Annotated in this window: 20 protein-coding genes and 2 tRNA genes; 16 read left to right on the forward strand and 6 right to left on the reverse strand. The window is 60.3% G+C overall.

The genetic code is table 11. From position 1 onward, the window contains the following. The first annotated feature begins 569 nt into the window (after positions 1-569). The gene (locus AC0L3D_RS25080; RefSeq protein ID WP_128248488.1) at positions 570-899 is read left to right on the forward strand and encodes a hypothetical protein; all 330 of its coding nucleotides are present in this window, start codon (positions 570-572) and stop codon (positions 897-899) included. Between the two features lie 81 nt (positions 900-980). Then, positions 981-1,274 carry a hypothetical protein gene (locus tag AC0L3D_RS25085; protein WP_473646158.1) on the forward strand — a complete coding sequence of 98 codons (294 nt, stop codon included), beginning with the start codon at positions 981-983 and terminating at the stop codon, positions 1,272-1,274. Positions 1,275-1,417: 143 nt separating this feature from the next. On the opposite strand, the gene AC0L3D_RS25090 is transcribed toward AC0L3D_RS25085, so the two are convergent. Continuing rightward, positions 1,418-1,726 (reverse strand): hypothetical protein, encoded by a 309-nt coding sequence (locus tag AC0L3D_RS25090; protein WP_473646160.1) that lies wholly within the window; start codon positions 1,724-1,726, stop codon positions 1,418-1,420. 431 nt (positions 1,727-2,157) lie between these two features. Here AC0L3D_RS25090 and AC0L3D_RS25095 point away from each other — a divergent pair, with 431 nt between their 5' ends. The 5 genes from AC0L3D_RS25095 (at position 2,158) to AC0L3D_RS25115 (ending at position 5,313) form a co-directional block, all read left to right on the forward strand. Further along, positions 2,158-2,334, forward strand: a complete 177-nt coding sequence (locus AC0L3D_RS25095; RefSeq protein ID WP_473646161.1) for a hypothetical protein — start codon at positions 2,158-2,160, stop codon at positions 2,332-2,334. Between the two features lie 112 nt (positions 2,335-2,446). Next, positions 2,447-2,737, forward strand: a complete 291-nt coding sequence (locus AC0L3D_RS25100) for a hypothetical protein (protein ID WP_473646163.1) — start codon at positions 2,447-2,449, stop codon at positions 2,735-2,737. A 672-nt stretch (positions 2,738-3,409) separates the two neighbouring features. Further along, positions 3,410-3,826 (forward strand): hypothetical protein, encoded by a 417-nt coding sequence (locus tag AC0L3D_RS25105; protein ID WP_473646165.1) that lies wholly within the window; start codon positions 3,410-3,412, stop codon positions 3,824-3,826. Between the two features lie 723 nt (positions 3,827-4,549). Beyond that, positions 4,550-5,014, forward strand: coding sequence for a hypothetical protein (locus tag AC0L3D_RS25110; protein ID WP_473646167.1), 465 nt, complete (start codon positions 4,550-4,552; stop codon positions 5,012-5,014). Beyond that, complete coding sequence (locus AC0L3D_RS25115; RefSeq protein ID WP_473646169.1) at positions 5,011-5,313, forward strand: hypothetical protein; 303 nt, start codon at positions 5,011-5,013, stop codon at positions 5,311-5,313. Before AC0L3D_RS25110 ends, AC0L3D_RS25115 begins: the two co-directional genes overlap by 4 nt. Positions 5,314-5,366: 53 nt before the next feature. On the opposite strand, the gene AC0L3D_RS25120 is transcribed toward AC0L3D_RS25115, so the two are convergent. Together AC0L3D_RS25120 and AC0L3D_RS25125 are read right to left on the reverse strand one after the other, a co-directional pair. Then, positions 5,367-5,861 carry a hypothetical protein gene (locus AC0L3D_RS25120; RefSeq protein ID WP_473646171.1) on the reverse strand — a complete coding sequence of 165 codons (495 nt, stop codon included), beginning with the start codon at positions 5,859-5,861 and terminating at the stop codon, positions 5,367-5,369. A 174-nt stretch (positions 5,862-6,035) separates the two neighbouring features. Continuing rightward, positions 6,036-6,110, reverse strand: a tRNA-Asn gene (locus AC0L3D_RS25125). Positions 6,111-6,330: 220 nt separating this feature from the next. Between AC0L3D_RS25125 and AC0L3D_RS25130 the strand changes: the two genes are divergently transcribed. The 9 genes from AC0L3D_RS25130 to AC0L3D_RS25170 all read left to right on the forward strand — a co-directional run bounded on the left by AC0L3D_RS25130 (position 6,331) and on the right by AC0L3D_RS25170 (position 17,978). Next, positions 6,331-6,591 carry a hypothetical protein gene (locus tag AC0L3D_RS25130; RefSeq protein ID WP_023802589.1) on the forward strand — a complete coding sequence of 87 codons (261 nt, stop codon included), beginning with the start codon at positions 6,331-6,333 and terminating at the stop codon, positions 6,589-6,591. A 328-nt stretch (positions 6,592-6,919) separates the two neighbouring features. Continuing rightward, positions 6,920-6,993 (forward strand) — tRNA-Cys (locus AC0L3D_RS25135). A 131-nt stretch (positions 6,994-7,124) separates the two neighbouring features. Beyond that, positions 7,125-7,793 carry a protein-L-isoaspartate O-methyltransferase family protein gene (locus AC0L3D_RS25140; RefSeq protein WP_473628906.1) on the forward strand — a complete coding sequence of 223 codons (669 nt, stop codon included), beginning with the start codon at positions 7,125-7,127 and terminating at the stop codon, positions 7,791-7,793. A gap of 187 nt (positions 7,794-7,980) precedes the next feature. Beyond that, on the forward strand, positions 7,981-9,378 hold the full coding sequence (locus tag AC0L3D_RS25145; RefSeq protein WP_473628905.1) for a TolC family outer membrane protein: 1,398 nt from the start codon (positions 7,981-7,983) through the stop codon (positions 9,376-9,378). Positions 9,379-9,593: 215 nt separating this feature from the next. Next, on the forward strand, positions 9,594-10,487 hold the full coding sequence (locus AC0L3D_RS25150) for a PopZ family protein (protein WP_473646173.1): 894 nt from the start codon (positions 9,594-9,596) through the stop codon (positions 10,485-10,487). Positions 10,488-10,707: 220 nt separating this feature from the next. Then, entirely contained in the window at positions 10,708-13,491 is a 2,784-nt protein-coding gene (locus tag AC0L3D_RS25155; RefSeq protein WP_473646174.1) for a valine--tRNA ligase, read from the forward strand. Between the two features lie 438 nt (positions 13,492-13,929). Beyond that, the gene (locus AC0L3D_RS25160; protein WP_473533974.1) at positions 13,930-15,150 is read left to right on the forward strand and encodes an OmpP1/FadL family transporter; all 1,221 of its coding nucleotides are present in this window, start codon (positions 13,930-13,932) and stop codon (positions 15,148-15,150) included. 280 nt (positions 15,151-15,430) lie between these two features. Continuing rightward, the gene (ilvD, locus tag AC0L3D_RS25165) at positions 15,431-17,155 is read left to right on the forward strand and encodes a dihydroxy-acid dehydratase (RefSeq protein WP_473646176.1); all 1,725 of its coding nucleotides are present in this window, start codon (positions 15,431-15,433) and stop codon (positions 17,153-17,155) included. After that, on the forward strand, positions 17,142-17,978 hold the full coding sequence (locus tag AC0L3D_RS25170; protein WP_023802582.1) for a tetratricopeptide repeat protein: 837 nt from the start codon (positions 17,142-17,144) through the stop codon (positions 17,976-17,978). The genes ilvD and AC0L3D_RS25170 overlap by 14 nt, the downstream gene beginning before the upstream one ends. Positions 17,979-18,440: 462 nt before the next feature. Here the strand turns inward: AC0L3D_RS25170 and xth are convergent, their stop codons facing one another. Genes xth through erpA form a run of 3 tightly spaced genes read right to left on the reverse strand, consistent with a single transcriptional unit; the run spans position 18,441 to position 19,986 of the window. Beyond that, the gene (xth, locus tag AC0L3D_RS25175; protein ID WP_473646177.1) at positions 18,441-19,235 is read right to left on the reverse strand and encodes an exodeoxyribonuclease III; all 795 of its coding nucleotides are present in this window, start codon (positions 19,233-19,235) and stop codon (positions 18,441-18,443) included. A 7-nt stretch (positions 19,236-19,242) separates the two neighbouring features. Next, entirely contained in the window at positions 19,243-19,635 is a 393-nt protein-coding gene (locus AC0L3D_RS25180; protein ID WP_023802579.1) for a VOC family protein, read from the reverse strand. A 3-nt stretch (positions 19,636-19,638) separates the two neighbouring features. Beyond that, positions 19,639-19,986 (reverse strand): iron-sulfur cluster insertion protein ErpA, encoded by a 348-nt coding sequence (erpA, locus tag AC0L3D_RS25185; protein ID WP_006335221.1) that lies wholly within the window; start codon positions 19,984-19,986, stop codon positions 19,639-19,641. Between the last annotated feature and the right edge of the window lie 83 nt (positions 19,987-20,069).

Below are 20,069 nucleotides of genomic sequence, written 5' to 3' on the forward strand. Positions count from 1 at the left end.
CGGTTGATGCTCCGGCTTCGCATGGTGAAGCACCTGGCCGAGATCGCGCATGTCGAAATGCTGCCCGCACACTGGACAATGTTCGAAATGCTCCGCCTCGGGCTTGATTGGTTGGTCGTGGTCCCTGCCTCAAAAAACTTCGGAACCGTTGCACAAACCACGCATTACAACTGCAGCGGTCGATTCCTTCAGGATGTAGCCGCTAAGACACTCCCAAATGAAAGCCCGCGGTCGGCCCCTCCCGCCAGCGGGCTTTTCGCTGTACGGCGTCGTGTCGTCACAGCTGACTGGCGGTAGTCCGCTGTGTAAAGCCATAAGGTGCCCCGCAATGGGTCAATACGTCTGGCACCGCAATTGCATGGTCAAGGATGGGGAACGGGTTGGAGGCCCGTCGCTTCGCAAATGGAGCGGCGGGTCTACTACATACCGGCCGCGCGCCAGGATAAAGCGCGTCGCATGAGGTCGGTCAGACGCGACGCGCTTTAAGACTTGCCTGTCGCAACCGATGGTAGTAACTGATATGATTAAGTCTACAAGTTGAGTAAATGTGACGCGGGTTACTAGGTGCCATGAGCGAGCGCGGTGAGGAATACCTCCCTGAATGGATTACAGGCCATCTGTCCGATGATCCGGTAATTGCCAGAGACATCTCGGCCAGAATTTTGAACATGAACAATGTTGGGGTCCCGTCCCGTGGGATGAGGAGAAGCCAGCGGAAAGAAGCGTCGATCGAGGGCGGCGGTGAGATTTTGGGGGCTCTGTCGACTCGCGCGATCACCGTCATCTTCCCAGACGCAACACCCATCATGCTATTGGCTGTCTTGGCGCTTTCCGTGCTGTTGCTCCTGGGCGTGGCAGGTTCGGGGCTATTAGATGAGGCAGTTGCGTCAACGCTCTGATGGGCAGGCCCGCTTGCGTTTCAGATAGACCTCAGGAATATAATCCTTTCCGTTGCGGCGACCCCTTCAACGGAGATCGCCATGCCTCGAAAAACCCTCGCCGACACCTTGGCCGCCCGCGAAACCATCTATGTCAATTGCGGACACCCGATGTGCTGCAAATCGACGAAACTCGACATCCAGGCGCTGATTGACAGGCTCGGCCGTGACCACGGCTCGATGCATGACGACCTAGTCGGGCTCTTTGTCTGCTCAAATTGCAAGGCTGCCGGCCGTGACCGACGGTCGGTGTTCTTCACATGCATTCCTGACTACGAAGGCCAGCAGCGGGCACGCAATCGAGACTGGAAGCCAACATTCGAACGAGAGGGCTGAAAGTGGCCGGCGCCGCTTGGGCGGGGTGTTGGGGTAGATTGCGCGTAGGACGCCGGCCTGGCGGATTGGGGTCCGCCGCACGAATAAGCTAACAGAGGTTGGGGGCGGGCGGAGATACGCGATCACGGAAGTCCTAATCGTGGTTAATCCACCATGTCGCGGAGCGGCTTTTTGCGCTTCGGTGGCCTGTACTTCTCGACGAGCCTGATCTTGTCGATGTCGACCGTCACCAGCAGTCCCATGGCGATTGTCACCCTGCCGCCTTCCTCGTCTATGCGCGTGACCTCTCCGGTAAGCTCGATCTGCTGCCCCTTCTTCACCTTGGTATGATCGATGATCGAATGCGGGAAATTGTAAGAGGGGATTGAGACGCTGACGCGGTCCTCAGTGACCCGCCTGCGGACGGTGGCCGTGATCGCCACCAGATCTCCAATCCCAATTCCCCGCGCCATTCCATGAGTCTGGAGCGGCCCGCGTCTTAGTCAAGAGATTGCTAATATAGGTGACCGCTTCATCCAAACGATGGACGAAACCCATCAAGGGCCGGTGCTAATTTGATGCATGTCGCGACCCTACTTACGCCCGAGCCACCTTGCTATCGCTATCCTCGCGATCAGCGTCAGCTATGCCGAAGCTGCGGACCGTAAGGTCGAAACCGCGACGCTCGGTACGTACGCCAATTCGAAGAATCTGCCGGTTTGCACCGCGTCAAGCTCACTCTTCGAAGTCCTCGGTGATAAGTGTTTTCTCGTCAAAGGTTCGATGATCTATGGCGACATCGCCGAGCTATCCCAGATTGTCACTTTTAGCAGGTAGCCTGCGCGCGCGGCTTCGCTCCGAAAAGGCGTGCTGAGTCTGGACGTGCGTCAGTGTAAATCGCGAGATGCGCGAGCGGCTTTGGAAGCGGGTTCAGGAACATGCCGGGCCACCGCCCAGGGACATGCCGAAGCGGCCGGCGACGCAGTGGGTCAAGCCGGGGATCAAAGCCCGCGTGAAGCACTTGCGCGGCGAGGACGACCTTCGGCACGCCTCGCTGCAGGATTTTTGGGACAAGGATTGAAGGCGAGGCGCGCGCCGGCCGGTAACGCTCGCTGGTGCTTGCCGATCCTCTGTATGCATGACACAGTCTAATTTGTGGTCCGACAGTCGTCGGGGCCGGGGAGATTGATCCAATGCGTATGATTACTGCGATCGTGGCGGTTCTCGCAGCTGCCTCGGCAGCAAATGCGAATTGCTTGTTCGACACGTCGGGCCTCTGTTCAACCGACAACCAGGGCAACACATATCAGACTGAGCAAAATCTTGGCGGTGGCTATAACACCTATCGGAACGGGACGCTCGACTCGCAGACCAGCCAGAATTTGGGTGGTGGCTATACCCAGCAATACCAGAACGGCTATGAGCGAACTTACGACAGCAACCCGTTTGCACCATCAGCCAACACAGACCCGTTCGGAAACTAGGCCTTAGTCCGGTCGGGTGGTCCAGCAGGACCTGTGCTACCCCACTGTATCCCAAGGTGCAGTCTTGCCGGAACTTCCTTCACCGTATGCAAGAGCATTTGACTGAGCGCGCGCGGCGCGCCTACGTGTCAGCCTGTCTCTCAATTTAAGAACCTGTATTGATTTTAATGTCAATAGACCCCATACTAACGCAGTGCCTCGCCGACGGCCGCCTTCTGGAGGTCCGATCGATCATATCTGGGCATCGACTAAGGGTTGTTTATGCGCCGCCTGATGTCCTGATGGAATTGGACCCGGAGACTGCAGATGGCGTTGATGGGGAAAACGCTGGCCAATTGCGCGCTTGGATTGATGGCTTCACAAAAGGCAGAAGGGTCACGGTGGGAAGTGACAAGAATTTGCAAGTCGATATCAAGATCCTTAACCCTCGCGATGACGAGGTTTGGGAGCTTAGAAAGAGAGACAGACCGAGCACTAGAATATTTGGCCGGTTCGCGATGAAGGATGTGTTCATCGCGACAAACATACGCACCTCGCACGACCTTTTCAGCCTTCAATGGGTTACGGATGGATATATTAGATGGCCCGTGTGGCGCGAAGAAATAAGACGGTGCAAGGCAGTCTGGCGATCTCTGTTTGTGACCTATGGTCCAGTATCAGGAGGTAAATTGGATGACTATCTCTCTAACGCGATTGATGAGCGCGATAAAAGAACCTAACATTGCAAAATATTGGATAGGTTACTTTAGGGAAAATTTTCGTGGTGAGATTAATGATCAGCTACTCGAAGCCTTTCATGAAAGTGACATCACTAAAGCGGATATTGCAAGAAAACTCGACAAACGGCCAGAGCAGATAACGCGATGGCTCTCTGCCCCCTGTAATCTGGAATCAGACACAATCTCTGACATCGCGTTATCCCTTGGGTATGTCCCCAAGATAAAGTTCGAGAAAATCGGACATGAGCGATCCAACAATCAAACGCATGATTTTTTGGCTAAATATGAGGCGACTACTAGTCGCAGCGAAATAAGCGCGCCGATGCAAAAAACCTCAACACACGTTAGGGAGATGACCGTTGGCAACTAGGGCGCCAGAGTTTAGATACATACCCGCGAGCTCAATCGGCATGCGGTTTAGCGACAATGACTCAATCATAACATTCGGGGTGGAGGATGAGCGCAGCGACGGCCAGATTTACGAGCAAGTATCTGTTGTGATGTCTCACAAAACGCTAAAATTGCTTGGGCAAGTTATACAACGGACGATCGATCACTATGAAAAAGCTTCTGGAACCACTATTTCCTTTGACCCCGCCAAGCTCGATGCACTGAAGCAAGCTCAGCAGAACAGTACTAGCGATTAGCACCGAGCATGCCCCCGTTTCGATGCTAGTCCACCATGTCACGCAACGGCTCTTTGCGTTTCGGCGGCCGTAGCGCATGATAATCCCCCCGGCCAAGCCAACCCGAGCATTGCGCACCCGCGAGGATCGCGCAAGCTTCGCCCCCGAAAGGGCGTGCTTGAATTATTAACCGACTGAGAGCATCATGTCCGTGGGCGTGATAACCCGGACCAGTGACGACCTAAAATCGTTGGCGCGATCTCAAGTCGTTTATCCCGTCTATCGGGATGACGCGCAGCTTGGCGGCTGCCGCGAACGGCCTTCTTATAGGCCGGGGGCGGTGGTGCTGTCCAGACCTCGCGGTTAAAAGCCACCGGCCTGTCTCACTGGCAGGTTATCACCCCCCGGCTTTGGCGCCGATCGCCATGTGAGGGGCCGTGATAAGCCCAAACCCAGTGAGAAACCTAATGACCACGGATGTAGTAAGAATCGACCGGCGGCAAATGCTGCTCGGCACAGGGGCAACTGCGGTGGCTTTGGCGGCCGCTTCGATGATCATCGACACGAAGGCGGCGCAATCGGCCAGGGAGCGGTTTGATTTCCATTTTGCGGAAATGAAGAAGGCGGCGACAGAGATAAACCCGCTCGTTCGCTTCAACCGCACGATTGACAATCTCGACAGATCCGAAAGCCATCTCGCCCTCCTCATTATGGGGCAATGGGCTACCGGACGGTATGAAGGCGATGGCGTTTATGCCGGCAGCGGTCGGTATTCAGAAGGAGACCGCTACACCGTGAAACTGCTCGACACAAAGGTTGGTGGTGAACGCGTATTTTCGGTCATTCAGATCGGCGAAAAGGACCGCCAGAAATGGATGAGGCAATCCGAGCCCGAATTCGAAGCTTTCATCGGAAAGAAGGTGTCAGCATGAACGCGCTTACTTCCGCCCCGACCGTCGAACCCTTTTGCATCTCTGACACGTTCGTCACTGGCGCCGGCCCGCTTCAGCTCATGGGCGACAATCTCAGGCTGACGCTGCATGTCTTGCAGCGCTCGACCTATGACGGCGGCACAGAAAACGCCGTGGTCTCAAAGATTGTTGGAAGTCGCACCGACATGCTGAAAATCGCGGCTGCCATTCTTAGTGCCTGCAATTCCCGGTCAACACCCTCGGACAAGGTGGTGGAAAACTTCATGGAGTTTCTTGAGGGGCCCGCGGGACGGCACTGATCAACCGGAAAACATTTCCACTTGATAGCCCGCTGCCTCACGGTGGCGGGCTCTTACTTTAGCAAGTCGCTGGCGCTGACGGGCATCTTCTTGCCACGATGAATTCCTCCGGTGCTGTCTACGCAGACGGCCTGAAGTGTCGTTTTCTCCAATCCTTGGCCTCTGATCGCTTGTCCGACATCGCTGAAGAGGTAAACCAAGCGAGCTCGCTGCCCGTCTTTGAGGGTCGTGGGCAACGGCGTATCTGCATAGCCAGGGACGACATTCCTGGCCATCGCGAGCAGCCTCTTCCCTTCGGGGAGCTCGAGCGCAAGCGTCGTGATAGTGACGTCGCGATGCCCGATATTAGTTGCCTCTACTACAATCAACGACGGGCCAGTCATCCCGTTATCATAGCCGGCAAACCCGGTTGACGCCTCGACACTGACGCTCCGCCGATCACGACTGGCATTCTTGCGCCACATAATGGTCGACAGAACAGCGCCCCATAGTGAGAGCGCAAAGAGCACAACGTCTTTCAGTTCAGGAAACCACGCTGGTAGCGTCATTGGTTTCGCCCCTCCCACGTCCCCCATGGACCTGCCGATAGTCGCAGGAAGCCCTTGGAAAGCAACGGCAACGCTGTGGCAACGAATCCTGCCAACTGTTGCCAAATTGTTGCCACCGCCCTGAGAGTGGGCTTTATGAGCCTCAATTAAGTTTAGCTAAGCCTTTGGAAATGTTGGCTCCCCGGGCCGGATTCGAACCAGCGACCAACCGGTTAACAGCCGGTTGCTCTACCACTGAGCTACCGGGGAACAGAGGCTCTCATGTGAGTGGCGCAGCCTATAGCAAACCCGTTTCGGCTTTGCAAAGAAGCATTTCGTATTTTCGGCGCTTTTTCGCGCCACGATTTCTGGCAATCATGTGCGGGCGTCCTCATATGAGCCGTCTGGCGGGGTGCGCGGAACCGAAAAGGCGATTGCGGCTTTCGTCAGCTAGTGCTTTTAGTTTGCCCGAACGGACCACTGACCAGACATGAGCGCAGCAAGCCACAACCACCCACCGGCACGAAAAATATCGGTCTTCGGCCGTGAGTTCACCATGCCGCGCTCGCGCGGCCTCAGGATTGCAATCGGCGTCGTGCTGATCTTCGGCGGCATTCTCGGCTTTCTGCCGATCCTGGGCTTCTGGATGGTGCCGATCGGATTGCTTGTGCTCTCCTACGAGTTTGCCGTGGTGCGTCGCCACCGGCGCCGCCTCGTCGTCTGGTGGGAACGGCGGCGGCGGCCGAACTGACGGCTGTACCGACTTCGCAAGCCGGCAAGCCCTGCGAAGGCGTCTTTCCGGCGACCTGGCTAAATGCCCGGACTGGCTGAGAGCCTTGTTTGGAAATACTGCTCCGACGGCCAGATGATGGCGGTTCTGCGCTTACCTACGGCGCCGCGCGTCAAATTGGAAGCGCAGCGCTCTAATGTCCGCTGCGCTCCGGTTCTCGGAGCATGCGTGTCGTTGGCTCGACGCGTGGCATCGTGGCCGAGGGGAAACCGTCGGGAATGCACCATGGCCGCTTGACGGCATTTTCGCCGCAACCTATTGGAACCGGGTGGAACGCCGGGAGCAATGAGGCCTCGTGGCGGAGTGGTTACGCAGAGGACTGCAAATCCTTGCACCCCGGTTCGATTCCGGGCGAGGCCTCCAGTTGCCCAAGCTCCCGCGCACCAGCGCCAGGGGGTTCCAGTCGACATGAGCCGCGGTCTTGGCGCGGCAAGCGGATCGATCTTGGGCGGATTGATCTTGAACAGGTTGGTCTTGGGCGGATTGGTTGGAACATGAGCGCTGATTTTGCCGAACGTCGAGTAAAAATGGTCGACGGCCAGGTCCGCACCACCGACGTAACCAGCGCGCCGCTGCTCGAGGCGATGCTTGTCGTGCCGCGCGAGGCCTTTGTCGCCCCCGATCAGCGCGATCTGGCCTATATCGACGAGGACATCCGCATTGCCAATACCGCGGACGGCCCGCGCTATCTCATGGAGCCTTCGCCGCTGGCCAAGCTGATGCAACTGGCCGAGATCGGCCCTGGCGATTCGGCGCTCGATGTCGGCGGCGGCACCGGCTATGCGGCGGCGATCCTGTCGCGGCTGGCAAAGTCGGTCGTTACGCTGGAAAGCGATCCGGCATTGGCCGAGACCGCGATGTCGACGCTTTCGGCGCTGGGCTGCGACAATGTCAGCGTGGTCAACGGACCGCTGCCGGAAGGCCATGCCGCCGGGGCACCCTACGACGTCATTTTCATCGGCGGCTGCGTCGAGAAAGTGCCGGAACCGCTGCTCGACCAGCTTGCCGAAGGCGGTCGGCTCGTCGCCGTCGAAGGGCAGGGCAATTCGGGCGTGGCCCGATTGTTTCTGAAAACAGGGGGGGGTGTAACCGGAAGAGGCGCCTTTAATGCGGCAATTAAGCCACTACCGGGATTCGAACGTATCCGTGCGTTCGAGTTCTGAATGATTTTGGCTTGCAGCAAAGCCGTTGTCGTGTTCGCTTGCGCTTGAATAATTGTTGCTGATCCGCACAACCGGGGTGTTCTTTTTGGGGGCAGACAGCAGGGAACCTGAAACACACGGCGCCGGCTGCTCGAATGGGAGAAGCCGGCGCGGTGTGGTTCCCATGCAAAACGAATGAGGGAATAACGTGCCGTCTTTACGCAAGAGTCTTTTTGCCGCCTTCCTTTCGGCGACCGCGCTTTCTCCACTAGGCGCCTCGGCGGAAACCATTCTCGGAGCACTTTCAAAAGCCTATCAGAACAATTCCCAGCTCAATTCGGCGCGCGCCGGCGTCCGCGTCACCGATGAGGGCGTTGCCATCGCCAAGTCCGGCTGGCGCCCGACCATCACCGGTTCCGCGAACATCGACTACTCCAGGGGGTATTTCGATGCCCGGAGAAATATCCCCGGGGAGAACGGAAAAATCGCGATAACCACCGGCAACTTTGGCGTCCAGATCGACCAGACCCTGTTCGACGGCTTTCAGACCAAGAACAACGTCGCCGCCGCCGAATCGCAGGTCCGCGCCTCGGTCGAGAGCCTGCGCAATACCGAAGAGAACATTCTGTTCAATGCGGCAAGCGCCTACATGGACGTGATTCGCGATCGGCAAGTGGCGGTGCTGACGGAGCAGAACCTGCAGTTCCTGACCGAGCAGGCACGCGCGGCGCGCTCGCGCTTCGAAGTCGGCGAAGGCACCCGCACCGACGTCGCACAGGCCGATGCCGAGCGCTCCTCCGCCGTGGCGGAACTGGCCGCCGCCCGCGCGCAGGCGCTGGCAAGCGCTGCGACTTATCGCCAGATCGTCGGCGACGAGCCCGGCAGGCTCAGGGCCGCTTCGCCGCTGGCGAACCTGTTGCCGTCGAACCTCGATTCGGCGATCGCGATTGCATCCAGTGAGCACCCGGCCATCCTCGCCACCCAGCATCTGGTCGACGCGGCGGCGTTTTCGGTGAAATCGGCCGAAGGCGCGCTGCTGCCGCAGCTTTCGGCTTCCGCCGGCGTTTCCAGTGACTATATCAAAAACGATCCCCTCAGCAGTGGGGATGGCACAACCAATACGGCCAACATCGGTGCCACGCTGACCATACCGATCTATTCGGGCGGGCGGACGTCGGCGATAGTGCGTCAGAACAAGGAATCGCTCAGCCAGGCCCGGATCGAGGTCGATGTCAGCCGCGACACCGTGCGGCAAGCGGTGACCTCGGCTTGGACGCAATATATCGCCGCCCAGCAAAGCGTGGTGGCTAACAGGCAGGTGATCGCCGCCGCGCAGCTTGCCTTGAGCGGCGTCATCGAGGAGCGCAATGTCGGCCAGCGCACCACGCTCGACGTTCTCAACGCCCAGGCCACCCTCATCACCGCCAAGATCAACCAGGCCAGTTCGGAACGCGATCTGGTGGTGGCGAGCTATGCCATCCTTTCGGCTGTCGGTCGTCTTTCGGTCGAGCGTCTCGCCCTTCAGGTAACGAAATACAGACCCGAAGAACATTACAATGCGGTCAAAGACAAGTGGTTTGGCCTGCGCACGCCAGACGGCCGCTGATCACCTCACCAGTTTCAACTTCCATCCAGTTTCAAGCTATTTAGAGCCCGCGCCTCCAAAAAGGACGCGCGGGCTCTAATCTGTTGAAATCCAACATGCCCTCAGATTGGGGATTCTCCTAAGGCGATCCGTGGGTTACGCTGTTGCCATGATTCGAATCCGGCTTTGGCCGGACAGGAAATCTGCAACGAGTCACAAGGGCGGCGGATGTGACGATGGCGACTGCAAGCAGCGTACAGCGCGAGCCTTCGATGGAGGAAATACTGGCCTCCATCAGGAGGATCATCGAGGACAACGACACCGGCCGCAAGCAGCCGGACGATACGGACGACCTGCTGCAGGATCTGACGTCGGTAGCCGTGCCGGCACCGGCACCGGCGGCAGGCGAGGCGCCGCCGGAGGCAGGCGGGGCGCCACCAGCGGCAGGCGCGTTTCGCGCCGAGTTGCGTCCGGGGTTCGACGCCAGGAGGCCGGCCACGCTGACCGAGGTGCAGGCGCAATCCTCGGCTGTCGAGCCTGTCATCGCGCGCGTGGAGCTGCCGGTGCGTTCCGATCCGGCTCCGGTCAAATCGCCCGTGACGCTTGCTGGTGACAGGGTCGCGGCCGAAGCGGCCCCGGCCGCCAAGCCGGAGCCGAATGCGCCTGCGATGGCAAGGGTTGCGGAGACGACCGACAGTATCGTTGCCGGGTGGCGGCGTGATATCGCCGCAATCAGCGAAGCGAAGACCGCGGCCAGGCCGGACAGGGCCCCAGACAGGGCTGAGCTGCGACAGACGCCAGATGCCGAACAGAAGGCTGAGGTTTTGGAGGACGCGGCCGAACCTGCTTTCGAGCCCGCCGCGCCGCGAAGCGGGTTGGCGCGCCCGGCGACGAGCGAGGCACCGTCCGCTCGTCCGGCGATCCTTTCCGAACATACGGGCCGGCAAGTTGCCGCCGCCTTCGGCGAGCTTTCCGATGCGTTCGCCAGCCGCAGCAAGAAAACCTTCGACGAGATGGCCGAGGAGATGCTGAGGCCCATGCTGCAGGACTGGCTGGACAACAATCTGCCGACGCTGGTCGAGCGGCTGGTACGCGAAGAAATCGAACGCGTGGCGCGCGGCGCGCAGTAATAATTCCGACGGTCGGCGGATGAACCCCGCCGCAGCGGGCGACGTCTTCGTTGATGCGCAATGCAATGCCTACGGCCTCGGCAGTGGCATTGCCTGTGATCTTGTCCGATCGATCTGTATGGCGGGCGAGCCCGCTCGCCTGCCGCGTCGCGGTTGACTTGGCCAAAACCTTCCGATTTACACCGGACCAGCAAAAACCCGACAGCCCGGACGCCTTCCCATGCTCGAAAAAACCTACGACGCAAAAATCGTCGAGCCGAAGATCGCCAAAGTCTGGGAGGAGGCCGACGCGTTTCGCGCCGGCGCAGGCGCTGAGGAGGGCGCGGAAGCCTTCACCATCGTCATCCCGCCACCGAACGTCACCGGTTCGCTGCATATGGGCCATGCGCTCAACAACACGCTGCAGGACATTCTGGTGCGCTTCGAGCGCATGCGCGGCAAGAACGTGCTGTGGCAGCCCGGCATGGACCACGCCGGCATCGCCACGCAGATGGTGGTCGAGCGCCAGCTCATGGAGAAGCAGATCCACCGCCGCGACCTGACGCGCGATGAGTTCATCGAGAAGGTCTGGGAGTGGAAGGCCGAATCCGGCGGCGCGATCTTCAACCAGCTGAAGCGGCTGGGGGCCTCGGCCGACTGGAGCCGAGAGCGTTTCACCATGGACGAGGGTCTGTCCAGGGCGGTGCTCGAAGTGTTTGTCACCCTCTACAAGCAGGGCCTGATCTACAAGGACAAGCGCCTCGTTAACTGGGACCCGAAGCTGTTGACTGCGATTTCCGACCTCGAGGTCGAACAGCAGGAGGTCAACGGCAATCTTTGGCATTTCCGCTATCCCGTCGAGGGCGAGGTCTTCGATCCGGAAAATCCAAAAACCTTCATCACCGTGGCGACGACGCGGCCCGAAACGATGCTGGGCGATACGGCGGTGGCGGTGCATCCCGACGACGAGCGTTTTCGGCATCTGGTCGGAAAGAACCTCGTCCTGCCGATCGTCGGCCGCAAGGTCCCGGTGGTGGCGGACCAATATTCCGATCCGGAGAAGGGCAGCGGCGCGGTCAAGATCACGCCAGCGCACGACTTCAACGACTTCGAGGTCGGCAGGCGCCACAAGCTGCCGGCCATCAATATCCTCACCGTCGAGGCGGCGGTCGCCCTCACCGACAATGACGAGTTTCTCGCCGGGCTGGAGATAACGCCCGAGCGTCGGGCCGTCTGGGATGAGCTCAACGGGCTCGATCGTTTCGTCGCGCGCAACAAGATCGTCGAGCTGATGGAGGCGGGCGGTTTCCTCGAAAAGGTCGAGCCGCATCGCCATGCCGTGCCGCATGGCGATCGCGGCGGCGTGCCGATCGAACCGTTCCTGACCGAACAATGGTATGCGAACGCGGCGGAGCTCGCCAAGCCGGCGATCGCCTCCGTGCGCGAGGGCCGTACCAGGTTCGTGCCGAAGAACTGGGAGAAGACTTATTTCGACTGGATGGAGAACATTCAGCCCTGGTGTATTTCGCGCCAGCTCTGGTGGGGACACCAGATCCCGGCCTGGTACGGGCCGGACGGCCGCATCTTCGTCGAGAAGACCGAGGAGGAGGCGCTCGCCGCCGCGATCGAATATTATCTGGCGCTGGAAGGGCCGTGGAAGGCCTGGGTCGAGGACAAACTCGAGAATTTCAAGCCGGGCGAGATCCTGATCCGCGACGAGGATGTGCTCGACACATGGTTTTCGTCCGCGCTGTGGTCGTTTTCGACGCTCGGCTGGCCGGACCAGACGCCGGAGCTGAAGACCTACTACCAGACCGACGTGCTGGTAACCGGCTTCGACATCATCTTCTTCTGGGTCGCCCGGATGATGATGATGGGCCTGCATTTCATGGGGGAGGAGCCGTTCCACACCGTCTATGTCCATGCACTGGTGCGCGACAAGAACGGGCAGAAGATGTCGAAGTCGAAAGGTAACGTCATCGACCCGCTCGATCTCATCGACGAATATGGCGCCGACGCACTGCGCTTCACGCTGACGGTGATGGCCGCGCAAGGGCGTGACGTGAAGCTCGATCCGGCTCGTATCGCCGGCTACCGCAATTTTGGCACCAAGCTGTGGAACGCGACACGTTTTGCCGAGATGAACGACGTCGCGAGAAACGACGATTTCTGGCTGAACGACGCCAAACTGGCGGTCAACCGCTGGATTCTGACGGAACTGACACGCGCGGCACGTGAAATCACTGATGGAATCACTTCATATCGGTTCAACGAGGCTGCGACTGCTGCCTACCGCTTCGTCTGGAACCTGTTCTGCGACTGGTACCTGGAACTGTTGAAGCCGGTCTTCATGGGCGCGGACGAGGCTGCCAAGGCCGAGAGCCGGGCTTGCGTCGCCTTCGTGCTCGACGAGATCTACAAGCTGCTGCATCCGATGATGCCGTTCATGACCGAAGAGCTGTGGGCTGAGACATCGGGTGAGGGCAAGGAACGGCCGTCGCTGCTTTGCCATGCCGCGTGGCCGTCGCCCGACTTCGAGGACGAGGCAGCGGCCGCCGACATCAACTGGCTGATCGACCTGGTCTCAGGCATCCGTTCCGTGCGTTCGGAAATGAACGTGCCGCCGGCGGCGATCGCGCCGCTGATGGTGATCGGGGCCAATACCGCAACCCGCGAAAGGCTTGAGCGTCAGACCTCGGCCATCAAGCGACTGGCGCGGGTCGGCGACATCTCGCTTGTCGATACGGCGCCCAAGGGCTCGGCCCAAATCGTGCTCAACGAGGCCACCATCTGCCTGCCGCTCGGCAGCCTGATCGACCTTGCCGCCGAGGCGGCGCGGCTGCAGAAGGAACTGGTCAAGGTGACTGAAGAGATCGCCCGCCTGCACAAGAAGCTGTCCAACGACAAATTCGTCGCCAACGCACCGGAAGATGTCGTCGAAGCCGAGCGCGAAAAACTCGCCGAATATCGCGAGGCGCAAGAGAAGCTTTCGGTGGCGCTGACACGCGTGCGCGAAGCCGGTTGACCCATCATCTCTGGTGTTTGAGAGTTTAACCGGCTGAGGAAGCGGATTTGCCAAACCGGCTTCCGCTTTTTGGGCCTGATGCTCCGGATTCGCGAGTTCTGCGAACGCGCTTTTCGGGCGGCTTCCTGCACGAAAAATAGGCATTCCGCAGCGTAAATCTTGACGTAAACGGAATGTTTTGGCCCCATTGTTGCCATAATGTAACAATGGGCTCGGTTGCCGCAAAACGGGCGGTTTTTGCGCAGTTTCAGGTTTGTTTTTCCGAGTTTTTTTGCTCGATTTGCAGCCAAATGGGTCGTTTTCCGGCTCTGCGGTGAAGCTGTCACCTTGTCTGAAACACGGTCGGCGAGGCGTACATGTACGCATCGAGAATTCGTTGTTGCGCCGTTAACCTGAATTGGGTCTAGCTTAGTCCATTCGTACTAGGGGAGGACATTCATGAACAATTTGCGTCTGAAAGCGCTGCTGGGGGCGGGGTGCTTTTCGCTGTTGATGTCGGGCGTTGTCAACGCCGGCGGCTTCGACCGGGGCGGTGTCAACATCGACCAGTTGTTCGATGCCACGCCATATTCGATCGACGCCGGCGTCACCTATGTTTCGCCACAGCGCACACTGAAGAATGTGCGGCGCCTGGATGGCTCGGGACTGTCGTCTTCGTCTGTGGACGTTGGTGGGGACTATGCGGTGCCGCGCATCGGCATCAAGGCCAACATCTTTGAGCCAGTGGATTGCCTTGCGAGCTATACGGAACCGTATGGTGCTGAGGCGGACTTCGGAACGAACAACGCCTATTCGCCATCAGCGGTCGAATACTACGTCAGAACAAATGATTTCGGGCTTACCTGCTCCTACAAGGTGAATGTCGGCAAGGGCGCCCTGCGCTTCATCGGCGGGGTCTCCTACCAGGAGGTCGATGCATTCCTGTCGCGCCAGACCTTGCTGGCCTTCGGCAATACCGGCCTCGGCAAGTTCCAGCTTTCCGACGAGGCGTGGGGCTGGCGTGCTGGCGCCGCCTATGAAATTCCCGAAATCGCCTTGCGCGCAAGCCTGGTCTACTCTTCCAGCTACAAATATGACGAACTGTCGGGAACCGTCGACACGACCGGGTTCAGGGGCGCCTTTCCAGCGGATCTCGTTCCAGGCGCCACCGGGGTGTTCCCTGTCTCCGCCTCGGCCGAGATACCCCAGGCGGTGGAACTCAAGCTGCAGAGCGGCATAGCGCCTGGCTGGCTGGCGTTTGGTTCTATCCGCTGGCAGGAATGGAGCAAGCTTGGCATCATTCCGATCCAAGGTGTGCGTAGCCCGGTGACCGGTGCTCCCTCGCCAGTTTCCTTCGATCTGCTTTATCGCGACGGCTGGACGGTCACGGGCGGCATAGCGCACAAGTTCACCGACCAATTGTCGGCCGCGGTTTCGCTGACCTGGGATCGTGGAACCTCGACGACCTCCGGCTATCAGTCCGACACTTGGGCGGTCGCCAGCGGCATCTCCTATTCGCCGAATGACAAGATCGAGGTCAGACTTGGTGGCTCGATCGGTGTCCTGACCAGTGGGTCGTCGACCTTCACCGGCGTTGGCGACACGGCAAATGCCATCACCTACACATATGACGACGATCTGCTGCTTGCTGGCTCAGCTTCGGTTAAGGTCAAGTTCTAAGCATCTGTTTTCAATATCAAAAAGGCCGAGCGACGCCCGGCCTTTTTTTGCTTGAGGGGCTTGCCGGCGAACCAAGCGGCGTCGCAACGACGCCGCTTCCCCCTGCCTCACGCGATCGTGATGTTTTGGCAACAGTTTCTGAACAACCCTCGCGCCACAACGGCGCCCGCCGACATTGCCTACTTCCCGCCATAAACCCGGCGCACCTCGAATGCGTCCCAGGGCATGCCAAAAGGCTCGGCTATGGGGCAGGTCGCGCCGCTCGCGGCAAGGGAAGAGAATGAACGCCAGAGTCATCTCCAAGGCCAAGCTGCCCAGCCGCTATGTGACTGTCGGTCCGGCGCGTGCGCCGCACCGCTCCTATCTTTATGCGATGGGCTTGTCGGCGGCCGAGATCGCGCAGCCACTGGTCGGCGTCGCCAGCTGCTGGAACGAGGCGGCACCCTGCAACATCTCGCTGATGCGCCAGGCGCAGGTGGTCAAGAAGGGCGTCGCCGCGGCTAACGGCACGCCGCGCGAATTCTGCACCATCACCGTCACGGACGGCATCGCCATGGGCCACCAGGGCATGAAATCGTCGCTGGTGTCGCGCGAGGTCATCGCCGATTCGGTCGAACTCACCATGCGCGGCCATTGCTACGATGCGCTGGTCGGCCTTGCCGGTTGCGACAAGTCGCTGCCCGGCATGATGATGGCCATGGTGCGGCTCAACGTGCCGTCGATCTTCATTTATGGCGGCTCGATCCTGCCTGGTTCCTACAAGGGCCGGCAGATCACCGTGCAGGATGTGTTCGAGGCCGTCGGCCAGCACTCGGTCGGCACGATCGGCGACGCCGAACTCCTCGAAATCGAGCAAGCCGCTTGTCCGTCGGCCGGCTCCTGCGGCGCCCAGTTCACCGCCAACACCATGGCCACCGTCGCCGAGGCCATCGGCTTGGCGCTGCCCTATTCCTGCGGGGCGCCGGCGCCCTATGAGATGCGCGACCGCTTCAATTTCGCCTCCGGCGAAAAGATCATGGAGCTGATCGCAAAAAATATCCGCCCGCGCGACATCGTCACTCTGGAGGCGCTGGAGAATGCGGCGACCGTGGTCTCGGCCACCGGCGGCTCGACCAACGCGGCGCTGCATCTGCCGGCGATCGCGCACGAGGCGGGGATAAAGTTCGACCTGTTCGACGTCGCTAGGACCTTCGAGAAGACGCCTTATATCGCCGACCTGAAGCCGGGCGGCAAATATGTCGCCAAGGACATGTTCGAGGCCGGCGGCATTCCGCTCTTGATGAAGACGTTGCTCGACCACGGCTATTTGCATGGCGACTGCCTGACCGTGACCGGCCGCACTTTAGCCGAAAATATGGAGCACGTTGCCTGGAATGATAGCCAGGATGTGGTCCGTCCCGCCAACCGACCAATCACCCGAACGGGTGGCGTCGTGGGCTTGAAGGGAAACCTTGCCCCCGAAGGCGCGATCGTGAAGGTCGCGGGCATGTCGGAGCTTAAATTCTCTGGTCCGGCGCGCTGCTTCGATTCGGAAGAGGAATGTTTCCAGGCGGTTACGGATCGCAGCTACAGCGAGGGCGAGGTCCTCGTGATCCGCTACGAGGGGCCGCGCGGCGGTCCGGGCATGCGCGAAATGCTATCGACGACGGCGGCTCTCTATGGCCAGGGCATGGGCGGCAAGGTGGCTCTCATCACCGACGGGCGTTTTTCGGGCGCGACACGCGGTTTCTGCATCGGCCATGTCGGGCCGGAAGCCGCTGTGGGTGGCCCGATCGGGCTGCTCAGGGATGGCGATTTGATCTCGATCGACGCGGTGAACGGCACCATCGAGGTGGCGCTGTCCGACACCGAACTGGCGACCAGGGCAAAGGCATGGAAGGCGCGCGCGACCGACTATCAGTCGGGCGCGATCTGGAAATATGCACAAACGGTAGGGCCTGCCCGCGACGGGGCGGTCACCCATCCCGGTGGTGCGAGAGAAACACATTGTTATGCGGATATCTGAGTTGCTGAGGCTGTCTGTCTTTTCGGCACTGGTCGCGATCGCCACTTTTGGCGCGACCTTGGGCGCCGCGGGCCAGGCCATGGCCTTCGATGACAAGGTGTTCGACGACAAGACCGGCGTGAAGCCGCAGTCGAGCCCGTGGGCGGTGTTCCAGTTCGGCTTCTCCGCCTACAAGAACGGCCGCAAGGAGCAGGCTGCGGAGGCTTATAAATACGCGGCCGAAAACGGCCAGATCGGCGCCACCTGGAAGCTTGCGCGCATGTATGCCGAGGGCGACGGCGTCGAGCGCGACGACTACGCGGCGTTCAAGTTCTTCAGCGAGATCGTCGACCAGGACGTCGAGCCCGGTTCGCCGGAAGAGAGCTATGTCTCGGATGCGCTCGTGGCGCTCGGCGACTATCTGAGGAAGGGCATCCCCGGCAGCCCGATCAAAGAGAACGAGGTGGCGGCCCAAGAGTACTACATGCGCGCCGCCGCCAACTACCGCAACCCGAATGCCCAGTTCGAGATGGGCCAGATCTTCCTGAATGGCAAGGGCGGCGTCAAGGCGAGCATCAAGCAGGCCGGACGCTGGTTCCAACTCGCTGCGGAAAAGGGCCATGCCGGCGCGCAGGCGACGCTCGGCCACCTGCTCTTCCAGAGCGGCAAGATCGTTCGGGGGCTGGCGATGATGACCGCGGCGCTTGAACGGGCCGCGCCTTCCGACCAGCCATGGATACGCGGCATGCAGGAAGAGGCGTTTGCCGCCGCGGGCGAGGCCGACCGCCGCACCGCGATTTCGCTGGCCGACGACATCCTCACCAAGGGTGGCGGCGACCGGTAAAACCAGCACGAAGCCAACAGCCAGTAAAGGCTGGGTCAATAGCCAGGAAGAGTGGGGATCTCGAAAAGTCGAGATCAATTCTCGGTCGGTTGCGTCGGAACGGGACCGGACTCCGGCGTTGAAATCGGCGTGGCTGGCGGCGCCAGCTTGGTTTTAGGACAATCGTTCCGGATCCTTGTCCATGACGTGTTGTTGAGCACCATGTCGCAGCGGGCGAGATGGCTCCGACCGGAAAGCGTCAGGCAGGCGACCTGGCCGATCTGGAATGATGTTCCGTTGGCCAGGCATGCAGGATTGGCAAACGCCGACGTTGCCGCGAGGGCGAGCGCGGCGGCACATGGGCAAATCGCAAACCTGATCGTCATCCTGAACCCCGGCCGAACCCGGATTGCAGCGGAAACCCCGATTGTGGCGATATGACGGTCCATCCACCGGGAATCCGGCGGTTCGGGCCCCGAATGATCAGATTGGCGCAAAACCCAGTTCGATGGCGACCGGCACGTGATCCGAGGGCTTTTCCCAGGCGCGCACATGCTTTTCGATCGAGGCCGAGGAAAAGCGATTGGCGGCCTCGGGCGAGAGCAGCAAGTGATCGATGCGGATGCCGTTGTTCTTCTGCCAGGCGCCGGCCTGATAGTCCCAGAACGTAAAAATGTCCGGCGAGTCGGTGACCGCGCGCACGGCTTCGGTGAAGCCGAGGTTCTTCAGCCGGCGGAACGCCTGCCTGGTCTGCGGCTGGAACAGCGCATCGCCGAGCCAGTTCTCCGGAAACTTCGCATCGATCGGTTCGGGGATGACATTGTAGTCGCCGGCCAGCACCAGCGCCTCTTCGAGCACGAGCCTTTCCTCGGCCCAGCGCTCCAGCCGCGCCATCCAAGACAGCTTGTAGGAGAACTTCTTCTCGTCATCGATCGGGTTGCCGTTCGGCAAGTAGAGCGAGGCAACGCGCAACGCGCCCTTGTCGGTCGAGAACACGCCCTCGATGAAACGCGCCTGATCGTCGGCATCGTCGCCCGGCAGGCCCCTGATGACCTCGTCGAAGCGCAGCTTCGACAGGATGGCGACGCCGTTGAAACCCTTTTGGCCATGGATTTCGACGTTGTAGCCAAGCGCCTCGATCTCGGCCCGCGGAAACTGCTCGTCGACCGTCTTGATCTCCTGCAGGCAGGCAATGTCGGGCGCGCTTTCCGTCAGCCAGTGGGTCAAATTGCCGATACGGGCCCGAACGCCATTGATGTTCCAGGTGACGATTTTCATGACGGCCTCATTGCTGCTCGGGCGGATGGCGTTCGACGAGGCCGATCGTATTGCCTGCCGGATCCTTTAGGAAGGCCATCCATTCGCTTTCCCCCGCCGGCCCGAACAGGCCCTCGGTATCGCGGTGGACGAGCATCGGCGGCGCAGTGAAGGGGACACCGGCGGCTTTTGCCGAGGCGTGGAAATCGTCAAGGCCCGAAATGTCGAGATAGACGGTGCCGGCCGGCAGGCCATCGGTGAACAGCAGCCGCACATCGCCGGCCATGATGAAGGCGATGCCAGGCGGATCGAAGCGCACGTGCACGGCCATGCCAAGCACGTCTTGCCAGAACGCCAGCGTTGCATCGAGATCGCGCCCGGCTGAAAGCGCGACCTGACGGACCGCGCTAATGGTAGGCATTCTCTAAATACTGAAGCTGGTGCCGCAGCCGCACGAGGCGACCGCATTCGGGTTCCTGATCTGGAACGACTGGCCCATCAGATCGTCGACGAAATCGATCACCGAGCCGCCCATATAGACCAGCGAGAGGTCATCGATCAGCACGGTGGCGCCGTCCTTCTCGATGGCGACGTCGTCATCGTTGCGGGTGTCGACCAGGTCGAACTTGTAGGAAAAGCCGGAACAGCCGCCGCCCTCGACCGAAACGCGCAGCGCCGTCTTGCCGGCTTCGCCAGACACAATCTTGGCAATCCGCCTGGCGGCGGCGTCGGTCATCTCGACTTTCATGGCGGTCTTGGCATCAGCGCCCATGGGCGTCACCTTGCTTTCGGTTTCACATGATAGGTATGAAGCGCGAGGGGGCAAGTCAACTGCGGCGTAGGCTATGGAAATTG

The sequence above is a fragment of the Mesorhizobium sp. WSM4837 genome (assembly GCF_055811435.1).